The 12,894-nt window shown below is 33.1% G+C and carries 13 protein-coding genes; 9 read left to right on the top strand and 4 right to left on the bottom strand.

Annotation, left to right across the window (positions count from 1 at the left end; genetic code table 11):
- Window positions 1-18 precede the first annotated feature (18 nt).
- Genes AC1EUU_RS10950 through AC1EUU_RS10935 form a run of 4 tightly spaced genes read left to right on the top strand, consistent with a single transcriptional unit; the run spans window position 19 to window position 4,653 of the window.
- Window positions 19-1,251 carry a molybdopterin molybdotransferase MoeA gene (locus tag AC1EUU_RS10950; protein ID WP_480201463.1) on the top strand — a complete coding sequence of 411 codons (1,233 nt, stop codon included), beginning with the start codon at window positions 19-21 and terminating at the stop codon, window positions 1,249-1,251.
- On the top strand, window positions 1,252-1,728 hold the full coding sequence (gene moaC, locus AC1EUU_RS10945; protein ID WP_480201462.1) for a cyclic pyranopterin monophosphate synthase MoaC: 477 nt from the start codon (window positions 1,252-1,254) through the stop codon (window positions 1,726-1,728).
- The gene (locus tag AC1EUU_RS10940; RefSeq protein ID WP_480201461.1) at window positions 1,721-2,845 is read left to right on the top strand and encodes an NTP transferase domain-containing protein; all 1,125 of its coding nucleotides are present in this window, start codon (window positions 1,721-1,723) and stop codon (window positions 2,843-2,845) included. Before moaC ends, AC1EUU_RS10940 begins: the two co-directional genes overlap by 8 nt.
- 35 nt (window positions 2,846-2,880) lie before the next feature.
- Window positions 2,881-4,653: a MutS-related protein gene (locus tag AC1EUU_RS10935; protein ID WP_480201460.1), complete on the top strand. Its 1,773-nt coding sequence runs from the start codon at window positions 2,881-2,883 to the stop codon at window positions 4,651-4,653.
- 99 nt (window positions 4,654-4,752) lie between these two features.
- Here AC1EUU_RS10935 and AC1EUU_RS10930 read toward each other — a convergent pair whose 3' ends face one another.
- Complete coding sequence (locus AC1EUU_RS10930; protein ID WP_480201459.1) at window positions 4,753-5,364, bottom strand: murein L,D-transpeptidase catalytic domain-containing protein; 612 nt, start codon at window positions 5,362-5,364, stop codon at window positions 4,753-4,755.
- The gene (locus AC1EUU_RS10925; RefSeq protein WP_480201458.1) at window positions 5,361-5,786 is read right to left on the bottom strand and encodes a molybdenum cofactor biosynthesis protein MoaE; all 426 of its coding nucleotides are present in this window, start codon (window positions 5,784-5,786) and stop codon (window positions 5,361-5,363) included. The genes AC1EUU_RS10930 and AC1EUU_RS10925 overlap by 4 nt, the downstream gene beginning before the upstream one ends.
- 136 nt (window positions 5,787-5,922) lie before the next feature.
- Between AC1EUU_RS10925 and AC1EUU_RS10920 the strand changes: the two genes are divergently transcribed.
- Window positions 5,923-6,198, top strand: coding sequence for a DUF3817 domain-containing protein (locus tag AC1EUU_RS10920; protein WP_480201457.1), 276 nt, complete (start codon window positions 5,923-5,925; stop codon window positions 6,196-6,198).
- On the opposite strand, the gene AC1EUU_RS10915 is transcribed toward AC1EUU_RS10920, so the two are convergent.
- Window positions 6,195-6,434 carry a MoaD/ThiS family protein gene (locus AC1EUU_RS10915; RefSeq protein ID WP_480201456.1) on the bottom strand — a complete coding sequence of 80 codons (240 nt, stop codon included), beginning with the start codon at window positions 6,432-6,434 and terminating at the stop codon, window positions 6,195-6,197. The genes AC1EUU_RS10920 and AC1EUU_RS10915 overlap by 4 nt on opposite strands.
- A 49-nt stretch (window positions 6,435-6,483) precedes the next feature.
- Here AC1EUU_RS10915 and AC1EUU_RS10910 point away from each other — a divergent pair, with 49 nt between their 5' ends.
- The 4 genes from AC1EUU_RS10910 (at window position 6,484) to AC1EUU_RS10895 (ending at window position 10,612) form a co-directional block, all read left to right on the top strand.
- Window positions 6,484-8,211: a SulP family inorganic anion transporter gene (locus tag AC1EUU_RS10910; RefSeq protein ID WP_480201455.1), complete on the top strand. Its 1,728-nt coding sequence runs from the start codon at window positions 6,484-6,486 to the stop codon at window positions 8,209-8,211.
- A gap of 70 nt (window positions 8,212-8,281) precedes the next feature.
- Window positions 8,282-9,694, top strand: coding sequence for an MBL fold metallo-hydrolase (locus tag AC1EUU_RS10905; RefSeq protein ID WP_480201454.1), 1,413 nt, complete (start codon window positions 8,282-8,284; stop codon window positions 9,692-9,694).
- 25 nt (window positions 9,695-9,719) lie between these two features.
- A complete protein-coding gene (locus AC1EUU_RS10900; RefSeq protein ID WP_480201453.1) occupies window positions 9,720-10,229 on the top strand; it encodes a DUF6265 family protein in 510 nt (169 codons plus the stop codon).
- Window positions 10,226-10,612 carry a rhodanese-like domain-containing protein gene (locus AC1EUU_RS10895; RefSeq protein ID WP_480201452.1) on the top strand — a complete coding sequence of 129 codons (387 nt, stop codon included), beginning with the start codon at window positions 10,226-10,228 and terminating at the stop codon, window positions 10,610-10,612. Before AC1EUU_RS10900 ends, AC1EUU_RS10895 begins: the two co-directional genes overlap by 4 nt.
- A gap of 91 nt (window positions 10,613-10,703) precedes the next feature.
- On the opposite strand, the gene AC1EUU_RS10890 is transcribed toward AC1EUU_RS10895, so the two are convergent.
- Window positions 10,704-12,839 (bottom strand): TonB-dependent receptor, encoded by a 2,136-nt coding sequence (locus AC1EUU_RS10890; protein WP_480201451.1) that lies wholly within the window; start codon window positions 12,837-12,839, stop codon window positions 10,704-10,706.
- Window positions 12,840-12,894: the final 55 nt, after the last annotated feature.

Raw genomic sequence — 12,894 nt, 5'->3', positions numbered from 1 at the left:
AATAGAAAGGTTCATAAAATGATTTCATCACCAGAAGCATTAAATATTATTCTTGACAATACCCAGGATTTTGGTATTGAAGAAGTTTCTATGAGCGAAAGTTTAGGGCGCATTCTTAAAGAAGATGTGGTAGCTGATAGAGATTTTCCGCCATTCAATCGAGTAAGTATGGATGGAATTGCCATTAATTATGATTCTTTTAGTAATGGGAAAAGAAGTTTTCCTGTTAAAGGAGTTCAAGCAGCCGGTAGCTTACCACTGATTTTAGACAACCAGGAAAATTGTCTTGAGGTAATGACCGGAGCAATGCTTCCTGAGAATACAGACACGGTAATTCGATATGAAGATCTTACCTTTGAAAATAATGCTGCCAGAATTAATGTTGAGAATATTTCAAAAGGGCAAAATGTTCATAAGAAAGGGAAAGATAGAAAGCAAGGAGATGTTTTGATTCGAAAAAATAAGTCGATCTCTGCCGCTGAAATGGGAGTTTTAAGTACAGTTGGCAAATCAACGGTTAAGGTAGCTAAAATACCACAAGTGATGATCGTTTCTACGGGAGATGAATTAGTTGAAATACATGAAACACCATTACCATATCAAATAAGGCGAAGCAATAGCTATTCATTAGTATCGCTCTTACAACGATTAAATATTAAAGCAAACGCAGATCATATCAAAGATGATAAAGCTGCTTTAAAGGATAGAATAGCAGCCTATTTAGCGAATTACGATGTTCTATTGTTTAGTGGAGCAGTAAGCAAAGGAAAATTTGATTTTTTACCAGAAGTATTGAATGAATTAGGAGTTCAGCAATTATTTCACAAGGTTGCTCAACGACCAGGAAAGCCATTTTGGTTTGGAATTAAAAGTAAATTGAGCACAAATCAGCAGAATAAAAAAGCAAAAGAAACAAAAACTTTTGTTTTCGCGTTTCCTGGTAATCCGGTTTCTACATTTGTAAGTTGTTTAAAATATTTTTATCCGTGGTATAAAAAATCGACAGGATTACTTTATAACGGAACTAGTCAGGCAATACTTGGCGAAGATTTTGAATTTAAGCCTCAACTCACTTATTTTTTGCAAGTAAAACTTCAATACAATGATGGACTTAAGATTGCGAAACCGGCAATTGGAAATGGCTCAGGTGATTTGGCCAATTTAGTAGCTATTGATGGTTTTTTAGAATTACCAGCGGATAAGATTAGCTTTAAGGCAGGCGAAGTTTATCCGTTAATAACTTTTAGATGAATGAATGAATTTTCACATATAACAGATAAAAATCATCCTAAGATGGTACATGTTGGCGATAAGAAGATCACCAAAAGAAGAGCGGTTGCGAGAGCCGAAATGTATTTAGGAGATGAGATCATTTCTCGATTAGAAGGGAATGAGCTAAACACTAAAAAAGGACCTGTTTTTCAAACAGCAGTTATTGCAGGAATTCAGGCAGTAAAGAAAACTTCTGATCTAATTCCAATGTGCCACCCATTAATGATTAATGGAGTTGCTATTGACATTAGCATCCGAGATAAGGAGCATTTAGAAATTCTATGTTCAGTAGAAATTGAAGGGAAGACAGGCGTAGAAATGGAAGCGCTTACAGGTGCTTCGGTTGCAGCCTTAACGATATACGATATGTGTAAATCTATTTCACAAGAAATGATTATTAAAGAAGTGAAATTATTAGAAAAAACAGGAGGAAAATCAGACATTAAGAATGGATAATATTAAACATTATAAACATGCCAAATTAAAGCGTAGAATTAATGATAATTTTGCGCCTAATGAAATTGCTGTTTTAGGTGCAAAATGCTCTATTATTGCTGATTTTGTGCAAAAAACGAGTGAAAAGCTTCAAAATAATGCTAAAATTGCCTATTTAGACGCATCACATAATGATGCAATTCAAGCACCTATTTTCGATGAATATATAGCACATCATTCAGGTAATTTGTCTGTTACAACACAACACCACTTGAATCAATATAATGAACGTATCCACTTTTCAAACTATGATTTAGTTTTTATTAATGGAAACCATTTTAAAGGCACCAAACAAATACTCATTTTAGATAGTGAAAAAGAGGCTTCGGTTAAAAAACGATTAGATCAATTAGATCGAATTCAATTTGTTGTTAAATTAAATGATGACGCCGAATATTTTGATTTTTTATTAGAGGAATACCCCACCATAAAAAATCTAAGATCATATCATATTACTGAAATTGATGCTATCGCTGATCATATAAATAATTTAATTCAAGAGACTATTGCTCCACTACAAGGATTAGTGCTTGCAGGAGGTAAAAGCAAACGAATGGGGCAAGATAAAACACAAATCGACTATCACGGCAAACCGCAGTTAGCACATACCGTAGAATTACTAGAGAATAATTTACTAGACACGTATGTTTCGCTAGCCGATGATGAAAATTTAAGTGGTTATCAGGTGATTCAAGATAAATTTGTTGGTCTGGGAGTATTTGGAGCTATTTGTTCCGCTTTTATGAACAACCCTAATAAAGCTTGGTTTGTTTTAGCAACAGACTTGCCTTTTGTAGATGATGACTTGATTCAAGAACTATTAAAACGTAGAAATCCTTCAAAAATGGCAACAGCTGTTAAAGGAAAATCAAAAGAATTTGTTGAGCCTTTAATTACCATTTATGAGCCCAAAGCATATTCCATTTTATTGAATTATTTAGCTCAGGGTTACTCATGTCCAAGAAAGGCATTGATCAATTCTGAGGTCGAGATCGTTGAAGTGGATGATAACTTGATTCGGAATGTTAATACTCCAGAAGAATATCAAGAAGCCATTAAAGAAATAAAAAACTCTTAGCTTATAAACTTTAATTTGGGAAAGCAAATTATTAAATGATTCAAAAACCTATAGAATTTTATACGAAGGAAAAGCAGTTTTTTGAAAAACAACGAAACCTTATTAAAAAACAATTAATTGTCTCTAGCACCCTTCGATTATCAATATTTTTAGCAAGTTGTTTAGGTTTCTATTATTTTTTTGGGAATGTATGGGCTATGATTTTAGTAGGAATACTTGGTTTTAGCATTTTTTTGTATTTACTGATACGCCATACCGAATTACAGAATAATCGAAATTTAACCACAGCCTTAATTTTTCAGAATAATAGAGAAATAACTGTACTTAATGGTGATTTATCTGTGCTTGATGAAGGTAGAGAATTTATAAATTCGAATCACTTTTATAGTTATGATATCGATTTATTTGGTAGAGGTTCTTTTTTTCAATACATCAATAGAACTGCTATTATACAGGGGAAAAATTTATTGGCCGAATTACTCATTAAAAATGAGAATGCCCATATTCTTATAAAGCAAGAAGCTATTAAAGATTTAGCTACTAGACCAAAATGGAGACAGCAGTTTTCTGCTGTAGCTGGTTTAGTAAAAGTAGAACATTCTTCTAAATCAATCTTAAATTGGATTCAAAACTATCAACCTGTTTTTCAGAGCTATATAAAATGGTTGCCGTTTGTTTTTTCGCTGGTTTCATTTGCGATAAGCATGCTCACTATCACTCAGCTTATCGATTTCAACATACTTCTGCTTTGGTTTTTTATAGGTTTGATGATTAGTGGCATTTACTTTAAAAAAGTAAATATGATATATCAAAAAGCTGACAAGGCAAAAAGTACTTTTAAACAGTATTATAAGCTTTTAGAGCTAATTGAATCTGAGAGGTTTAAGGCCAAGTTTTTACTTGATCAACAAGATAAAATTAAGACAGAAACTAAAAAAGCCTCTTTAATTTTTGCTCAATTTTCGAAATTCATAGATGCTTTAGATCAACGAAATAACGTACTTATTGCAATTCTTGGGAATGCTTTTTTTTTAAGAGATCTACAAATTTCAAATAAGGTAGAACAATGGATTTCACAATATTCAAAAAAGGTTGAAAACTGGTTTGAAGTTATTGCTTTTTTTGACGCCTATAATTCATTAGGAAATGTTGTTTTTAATCATCCTAATTATGTTTTTCCACTGATTAACAATGATAAAAGTATCATAAAAGCTCAAATGCTAGGTCATCCGTTATTGAAAACACAGCAAAGAGTGGATAATGATTTTTCTATTTCTGACCAACAATTTTTTATTGTTACAGGGGCAAATATGGCTGGTAAAAGCACTTTTTTACGCACGGTCTCATTGGCTATTGTAATGGCGAATGCTGGGCTACCAGTGTGTGCAGCATCCTTTGAATATGTTCCGATTAAATTAATTACAAGTATGCGAACTTCTGATTCTCTAGCAGATGATGAATCTTATTTTTTCTCTGAATTAAAACGCCTAAAATTCATCATCGATGAAATTAAAACTAAAGATTATTTCATTATTCTAGATGAGATTTTAAAAGGAACAAACAGTACCGATAAAGCCATTGGCTCTAGAAAATTTGTAGAGAAATTAGTTGCTTCTAATTCTACAGGAATAATTGCCACTCACGATCTTAGTTTATGCGAAATAGAAAAGGAATTACCAGAGATTAAAAACTACTATTTCGATGCCGAAATAATAGATGATGAGCTTCATTTCGACTATAAACTTAAAGAAGGTATTTGCAAGAATATGAATGCTTCCTTTTTACTAAATAAAATGGAGATTGTCTAAAAATTATTGACTGTTAGTGATTCATTATATAGAACTGTGTCAACCTGAACTTGTTTCAGGTTCTCATGACAGAGAATGAATATAGATATTCAAGAATAACTAGTCTTTAAACGAATATAGCAACACCTTCTTATTTTTCTTTAAAATTTCATCTAATTCATCTAAAAATTTAATTGAAACCGTTGGGCAACCCCAGCTCAACGCAATTGGATTTGGATAAACTTCTTCATTTGGCACATGTTCCCATGCATGCAAAACAACAACTCTTTTTCGCATATTGGAGTTGGACGTTTCTAATCCGTCTATCCAATACTTGTATTTTTTACCCCATCTGCTATAATCTCGCTTAGCCATAACCGCCATGCCTAAAGTAGTACAATAGCTCTCAGGTGTATTACTAAAGATTACTGCTTTTCCGTTAGTATTTTTTCCTTTACAACTTCCATGGCACACCAATCCATGGTTTATAATTTTTTCTTGCACTAGATCAATAACAAAAAATCGATTTTTACCACTATGTAAAGAATAATCAATTATAAAGGCGATCTCATTGTTATAATTGTTCTGCTTTGCGAATGATTTTACGTAATCTATTTGATCTCCATAAGATTTTTCTAATGATTTTGTTTTATTTGAACTTATTAGAGATGGCTTTTCTTCTTTACAAGCAAGAAGTATAAAAAGTGCTAAAAAAGCTATTTTGATTTTCATGGCGTAGCATTCACCCAAACTTCACCATCTACAAAATGCTCCTTTTTCCAAATGGGTACAGTTTCTTTTAATGTACCTATCGCAAATTGACAAGCTGCAAAAGCAGCTTTTCTATGAGGCGCCGAAACAGCAATAATTACGGGAATATCACCAATCTGTAATTTTCCTTCGGCATGATGAATGGCGATTTTTAAAATATCAAAATCCAATAAGGCTTTATCAGCAATTTTTTGCATTTCCTTTAAAGCCATAGCTTGATAGGTAGAGAAATCAAGTAAGGTCACTTCTTTATCTTTTGTTTGATTTCTTACGGTGCCAACAAATAAGGCAATCCCTCCACAAGAAGCATCATGAACAAAATCATAACATTGTTGTAGATTAAGTTTTGAAGGGGTAATTAGAACCGAACTCGTATTGTTCATAAAATCAAAATTATAAATGGGTTGCTAAACGCATTTAATTACAAGGTCAATATATCAAAAACTGCGCCTATTTTAACAGAATTCATTACAAATTTAACGAATCGGGTTGTACTTTTGCAGACGAAATTTTATGATCATGAAGAATGTATTTAGAGTAGTTAGCATATTGGAAGGCTTATCTTATATATTATTACTGTTTATAGCAGTTCCAATAAAGTATTTTGGTAATGATGAAAGCTATGTAAAAATGCTAGGGATGCCGCATGGCTTACTATTTGTAGCCTATATAGTATTGGCTTACTTAATAAAAGACAATTTAAAATGGGATTCTAAAATTTTTTTTACAGTTTTAGTAGCTTCCATAATTCCTTTTGGAACATTTTATATAGACAAGAAATACCTAAGAGCTTAGCCACCACTAACGGGAGGAATTAAAGCAACGGTATCATTAGCTTGTAACAAGGTGGTGTTATCGGCATATGTCTCGTTAACAGCTACTAGATAATTATAATTGGCTAAGTCGTTATAATCTTGAACCAACCGTTCTTTTAACTGCGCAACGGTCAAATCGTTCGAAACGGTTAGATTCAATTCACCCTCACCTATAATATCTCTGGTAATTCCAAAAAGCAATACTTGTATGTTCATTGTTCAAAGTTATTAAAATCTGCTACATTTGTTATAAATACCAGATCGATTGAAAAAATATATTCCAATACTCGATTGGCTTCCTAATTATTCTTTTTCATATTTAAAGGGCGATTTAATTGCCGGACTAACGGTTGGTATTATTTTAATTCCACAAGGAATAGCCTATGCAATTATTGCCGGCTTGCCGCCTATATATGGATTATATACAGCGCTAATTCCGCAGGTAATGTATACTATTTTCGGCACTTCTAGGCAGTTAGCTACCGGACCAATTGCCATAGATTCATTAATTATTGCAGCAGGAGTTTCGGCAATAGCCTCGGTAAACCCAGAAAATTATATAGCCGTAGTTCTAGGTCTAACCCTAATGGTTGGTTGTATACAAGTAATAGTAGGCTTTTTTAAATTAGGGTTTATTGTTAATTTTTTATCAAAACCGGTATTAACAGGCTTTGTTACGGCGGCAGCTCTAATAATTGGTTTTAATCAATTTAGGGCATTACTTAGAATAGATATTGAACGCAGTAACCACATTCAAAATTTAATTTATGACCTTTTTAATAGTTTTTCTGGAGCTCATTTAAAAAGCTTATTAATTGGCGGTATTGCAATTTTGGTCATCTATAGTTTACGAAAAATAAACAAGCGTATACCTGGAGCGCTTATTGTTGTGGTATTAGGTATTTTAGTCATGAAATATTTTGGGAGTACCTTTTCTGGAGTCGAAATTGTAAAAACGATACCTAAAGGATTACCTCCCTTTGAAATTCCTGAGCTAAATTATGACCTCTTTAATAAGCTAATTCCTGTTGCCTTAACATTAGCTTTTACAGGATTTTTACAGGCCATTTCTATCGCAAAGGCTTTAGATAATGATGATGCAAAACCTAAACTCAATGCTAATCAAGAGTTGATAGCATTAGGGATGAGTAACATTTTTGGATCTATGATGAGCTCTTATACCTCTTCAGGTAGTTTTGCAAGATCAGCACTAAATAAAGAGATAGGAGCTCAAACAGGAATGGCTAGTTTGTTTTCAGCACTATTTATCTTAATAACATTATTGTTTCTAACACCTGTATTTTACTATCTGCCTAAAACGATCTTAGCCGCAATTATTATTGTAGCGGTTTTTAGTTTGATTAAGTTTGAAGACATTCAGTTTTTATGGAAAAGTAATAAGAAGGACTTTTTAATGATGCTGGTAACTTTTATCGTTACACTCACTATAGGAATTAAAGAAGGAATAATTATTGGGGTTTTGGTATCAACTTTTGTGGTAATTTTTGAAACTTCTAAGCCGCATATGGCCGTACTGGGAAAAGTACCCGGCACCACCCATTTTTATAGAAACGTTTCACGTTTTGATGAAGTAGAAATACATCCCGAAATTTTAATTGTTCGCTTTGATGCCCGATTATACTTTGCAAACGCTAATTATTTTAAAGATAAAATTGATGAATTTGCGAAGCATAAAAAAGATGATTTAAAGCTTATTATAATTGATGCTCAAGTAATAAATAGTATTGACAGCACAGGTATTTCAGCTTTAAGTGACATTATAGATCGCCATATGGTAAAAGGGGTTGAGATTTACCTTACTGGAATAAAAGGTCCGGTAAGAGACGCACTTGGAAAGAGTTCCTTTATTAGTAAAATTGGAGTGGAAAATATGTTTATGAGCATTCAAGAAGGTGTTGACAATTATTTTAAGAATGATCCCAATAAAGAAAAAAAATACAGCAAATACATACGACAAACCAATCTTGATTAATTACTTTATGATAAATATTAGTTTTGTTAATCTATTTTGTGTTTAACTTTGCTTTTTAAACAATGATGAAATGAATATAGAGCAGATATATACCGGGTGCTTAGCCCAAGGAGCATATTATATAGAAAGTAATGGAGAAGTTGCTATCATTGATCCACTGAGAGAAGTAGCTCCATATATTAAAAGAGCTAAAAAAGATCAAGCCAAGATTAAATATATTTTTGAAACGCACTTTCATGCCGATTTTGTGAGTGGTCATGTAACCTTGGCTGAAAAAACAGGTGCTAAAATTGTCTATGGACCAACTGCGAAAACTTCCTTTGATTCTCATACTGCTAAAGATGGAGAAGTATTTCAATTAGGAGATGTTTCGATTATCGCTTTGCATACACCTGGTCATACCATGGAGAGCACTACTTATCTTCTAAAAGATAAAAATGGTAAAGATCATGCTATTTTTAGTGGTGACACGCTGTTTTTAGGTGATGTTGGGCGCCCTGATTTAGCTCAGAAAGCGGCAGACATGACTCAGGAAGAATTGGCAGGATTACTTTATGATAGCTTACGTACTAAAATAATGACATTAAGTAATGACGTCATTGTATATCCAGCTCATGGAGCGGGTTCCGCCTGTGGTAAAAACATGAGTAAAGAAACGGTTGGTACCATTGGTGAACAGAAGGAAACGAATTATGCCTTAAGAGCCAATATGTCTAAAGCTGAGTTTGTTAAAGAAGTTACCAATGGGTTGTTACCTCCACCTCAATATTTCCCATTAAATGTGAAGTTAAACAAAGAAGGATATGAAAGTATTGATAAAGTCTTAGATAAAGGAGCAAAGCCTCTAAGTCCTGATGAATTTGAACAATTAGCAAATGAACATGAAGCTTTAATATTGGATGTGCGTCATCAATCAGAGTTTATTAAAGGATTTATTCCTCGTTCGATTTTTATCGGTATCGATGGTGGGTTTGCACCTTGGGTTGGTGCTTTAATAATGGATATCGCCCAACCAATTTTATTAGTTACTCCTTCTGGAAGAGAGGAAGAAACAATAACACGTTTATCTCGAGTTGGCTTTGACAATACATTAGGTTATTTAGACGGTAGTTTTGATTCATGGAAAGATTCTGGAAAGGAAGTTGACTCTCTGGAGTCTATTTCAGCGGAAGATTTAGAAAATCGCATAAATACCCAAAATGCATTAGTTTTTGATGTTAGAAAACCAGGAGAATTTCAAAGCGAACATGTTGAAAATGCCTTGAGCACACCATTAGATTTTATTAACCGTCATATTAATGAATTCCCTTTAGAAGAGACTTTTTATGTGCATTGTGCAGGTGGATATCGTTCAGTCATTGCGGCCTCTATATTAAAAGCAAGGGGATTTCATAATGTAATTGATGTAGCCGGTGGATATGGAGCCATTAAAAAAACTGAAATTAAAAAAACAGACTATGTCTGTCCAACAACAATAAAATAATACGTCTTTAATATAAAGACAAATTATGATGAAATATATTCTTTTATCCTTTGTACTATTATGTGGATTTAACCTTAATGCACAAACAAAAGTGAGCGAGCATATTTTAACACTAGATAGTTTAGCAACTTCACCTAAGGCAAAAATTACTGATGTAGCTTGGATTTCTGGACAATGGAAAGGCAAGGCATTCGGTGGAATCACCGAAGAAAATTGGAGTGAGCCATCTGGAGATTCTATGATGGCCGCTTTTAAATTGATTAATAACGGTAAAGTATCTTTCTACGAAATCGAAATTATTAGAGAAGTGAAAGAATCGCTCATACTGCAGCTAAAACACTTTAATGGTGACCTAAAAGGCTGGGAGACAAAAGACGAAACAGTAGATTTCCCGTTAGTTAAACTTACTGATAACGCAGTCTATTTTGACGGGATGACTTTTGAGAAAGTTAACGCTGGTGAAATGAACGTTTATGTGTTAATGCGTCAAAAAGATGGTAGTCAAGAAGAACTAAAATTTAACTATAAAAAATGAAACATTTGGCAATATTTTTAATATTGGTTATTGCATTTTCTTGTAAAGAGAAAGTTGAAAATAAAGTCCCTACCAAAGTTATTGAAGATGTTTCGGTAGTAGATTTTAAAAAATTAATGGATGCTAATAATTTGCAATTAATTGATGTACGAACTCAAGAAGAGTTTGAACTTGGCTCAATTTCTAATGCACGTTTAATTGATATAAAACAGGGTGATTTTCTAACCAAAGCTGTTAAAGGTTTGGATAAATCAAAACCTGTTTTGGTTTATTGTAGAGCTGGTGGTCGTAGTGCAAGAGCAGCTAAGCTGCTAGAAGAGAATGGTTTTTCTAAGGTGTATAATCTACTGGGCGGTTATACCGGTTGGCAAGAAAAAAATTAGATATATCTACAAATAGGTAGAATGCCTTTCTAAACAAGGTGAAAAACCTTTATAAGAATTTTCACCTTATCCAAAATGACAAACTCAATTTTTAAAATTTTAAGGTAGCCCCAACCAAGAAATTAATAGTCGCTTGAGGATAATAACCCGCTCCATCTAATGTTGTTGTTACATCTGGTACAGACCAGGTATCATCAAATGTAAAGTAATACCCTCTATCTACATATTCATTATTAAAAATATTGTTCACTAATCCTTTAAGTACAATAGACTTAAATATTTTATTGGTTCTTATTTCATAAACCACATTAAAATCACTTGTAAAATAATCATCTAATTTTTCTACATCGGATATTCTTCCTCCAAGGTTGCCCATATATTGTTCACCTACATATTTAGACAGAAATGCCAATTGTAAATTCTTTACAGGTATGTAAATAAGAGCATTTCCAAATATCACATCTGGAGAAAATGAAATGGGAGTGTTTCCAAGATCTTCTATTTGCCCATCTATTGATGTTTTAAAATCCTTATTTTTATTAGTGCTAATCGCTATGTTCGGACGTACAGAAAAAGACTTACTTAAATTTAAGTTAGCATCAACCTCTATACCTAAACGATAACTTTTTCCACTGGTAGCCCTAATTGGTGCTCCAACATCATCAATAGCACCGGTAAGTACCAATTGATTTTGATAGTTCATATAATAAATATTGCTGTTGAGCTTAATTTTTTCTTTATTCAAACGCCAACCCAACTCAAAATCATCTAAACTTTCATGTTGATCTGTTCCATTTTCAAAATCATTTCTGTTGGGTTCTCTGTTCCCTCTAGCGTATGAAGCATATAAGCTATTGCTTTCATTAATCGCATAGGTTAATCCTAATTTAGGATTAAAGAAGTCAAAATTCTTATCTACATCAATCGGTACTCTATCTGAAGTTAATCCTTCTGTTTGATAGCTTACAAAACGCGCTTGGAGATCTATAAACGCGCTTAGTTTTTGATTTAGATTAAAATTAGCCTTAGAAAAAACACTAAAGTCTGTTTTTTTAGCATCACTAAAATAATAACGATCTCTTATATTGGTGTCAGGTGATAAGTCACTTCCCCAAATCACTTCCCCAAAATGATCTCCGGTATAATCACTATAAGATAATCCGGTAATTATGTCAATCTTTTCATCTTTATAATTTACATTAAAATTGGCCACATAAAAATCATTGTCTAACCATCTTCTAACGATAACATCTGAGTCATCTTCTATTAAATTGGCAAAATCTTCAGCCGATTCTTCAGGTTTATATTGTTCAAAAAAACCTTCACCTTTAGTATAGTTCAAACCAAGATTTGTAGACCATTTATCTGATAATTTTTGATTCCAATGAACCTGATAATGATTTTGCTCATAATTATCCGTTTCATTTTCATAAGTATATGGATTTTGACGTCTATCTTCTTCTAATTGCTCAGTGGTTAAACCGAACCATGCCTGATACGTTTTTTCCTTACCACCAAAAGTTAATGCTTTGATCAATGTATTATCGCCGATATAAGAAGCTTGTAGAAAATAAGATTTTAAATCGGTAAATGCACGATCTACATATCCATCGGAGTAAATATTCGATAAACGACCTACAACCTCAATATTATCATTAATTAATCCGGTACTCAGTTTTACTGTGTGTTTTCGCGTTCCAAATGAACCAAATGAATTAGAAATTTCACCATAGGCCTTATCTGAAATGGCATCTGTCAATAGGTTTAAACTGGCACCAAAAGCACCCGATCCGTTGGTTGAGGTGCCTACACCTCGTTGCAATTGCAAACTCTGTGTAGAAGACGCAAAATCACCAAGGTTTACCCAAAAAGTACCTTGGCTTTCAGCATCATTGTACGGAATTCCATTAATAGTTACATTAATTCGCGTTGCATCAGAACCACGCACTCTTAAATAAGTATATCCAATACCAGCACCTGCATCAGAAGAGCTAACTACCGAAGGCAAATAGTTTAAAAGCATCGGTATATCTTGCCCAAGATTACGTTTAGCAATTTCTTTTTTGGTTAAGTTAGAATGTGTTACTGGCGCATCAGACTTTACTCTTACTGCCCTTACCAAAACTTCATCTAATTTTTCTACTTTGGTTGAGTCTTGTTTTTTTTCTTGAGCGTATAAACTGACCGAAAGGGCCAATATTGCCAAGAATAACGAAATTTTTTTCATTACGATTATAGTTTATAACCGAATAAAAAGAGGTAATTATTCTTAATTAATAATT

Source organism: Maritimimonas sp. 2205BS37-2 (assembly GCF_056591755.1).
This window is presented reverse-complemented; position numbering and strand designations above follow the sequence as displayed.

What these genes read in the sequence shown, in the direction of transcription:
- AC1EUU_RS10935 (WP_480201460.1), top strand. Translation starts at nt 2,881, where the DNA reads ATGATTCAAAAACCTATAGAATTTTATACGAAGGAAAAGCAGTTTTTT.
- AC1EUU_RS10895 (WP_480201452.1), top strand. Translation starts at nt 10,226, where the DNA reads ATGAAACATTTGGCAATATTTTTAATATTGGTTATTGCATTTTCTTGT.
- AC1EUU_RS10900 (WP_480201453.1), top strand. Translation starts at nt 9,720, where the DNA reads ATGATGAAATATATTCTTTTATCCTTTGTACTATTATGTGGATTTAAC.
- moaC (WP_480201462.1), top strand. Translation starts at nt 1,252, where the DNA reads ATGAATGAATTTTCACATATAACAGATAAAAATCATCCTAAGATGGTA.
- AC1EUU_RS10890 (WP_480201451.1), bottom strand. Translation starts at nt 12,839, where the DNA reads ATGAAAAAAATTTCGTTATTCTTGGCAATATTGGCCCTTTCGGTCAGT.
- AC1EUU_RS10950 (WP_480201463.1), top strand. Translation starts at nt 19, where the DNA reads ATGATTTCATCACCAGAAGCATTAAATATTATTCTTGACAATACCCAG.
- AC1EUU_RS10930 (WP_480201459.1), bottom strand. Translation starts at nt 5,364, where the DNA reads ATGAAAATCAAAATAGCTTTTTTAGCACTTTTTATACTTCTTGCTTGT.
- AC1EUU_RS10940 (WP_480201461.1), top strand. Translation starts at nt 1,721, where the DNA reads ATGGATAATATTAAACATTATAAACATGCCAAATTAAAGCGTAGAATT.
- AC1EUU_RS10925 (WP_480201458.1), bottom strand. Translation starts at nt 5,786, where the DNA reads ATGAACAATACGAGTTCGGTTCTAATTACCCCTTCAAAACTTAATCTA.
- AC1EUU_RS10905 (WP_480201454.1), top strand. Translation starts at nt 8,282, where the DNA reads ATGAATATAGAGCAGATATATACCGGGTGCTTAGCCCAAGGAGCATAT.
- AC1EUU_RS10915 (WP_480201456.1), bottom strand. Translation starts at nt 6,434, where the DNA reads ATGAACATACAAGTATTGCTTTTTGGAATTACCAGAGATATTATAGGT.
- AC1EUU_RS10920 (WP_480201457.1), top strand. Translation starts at nt 5,923, where the DNA reads ATGAAGAATGTATTTAGAGTAGTTAGCATATTGGAAGGCTTATCTTAT.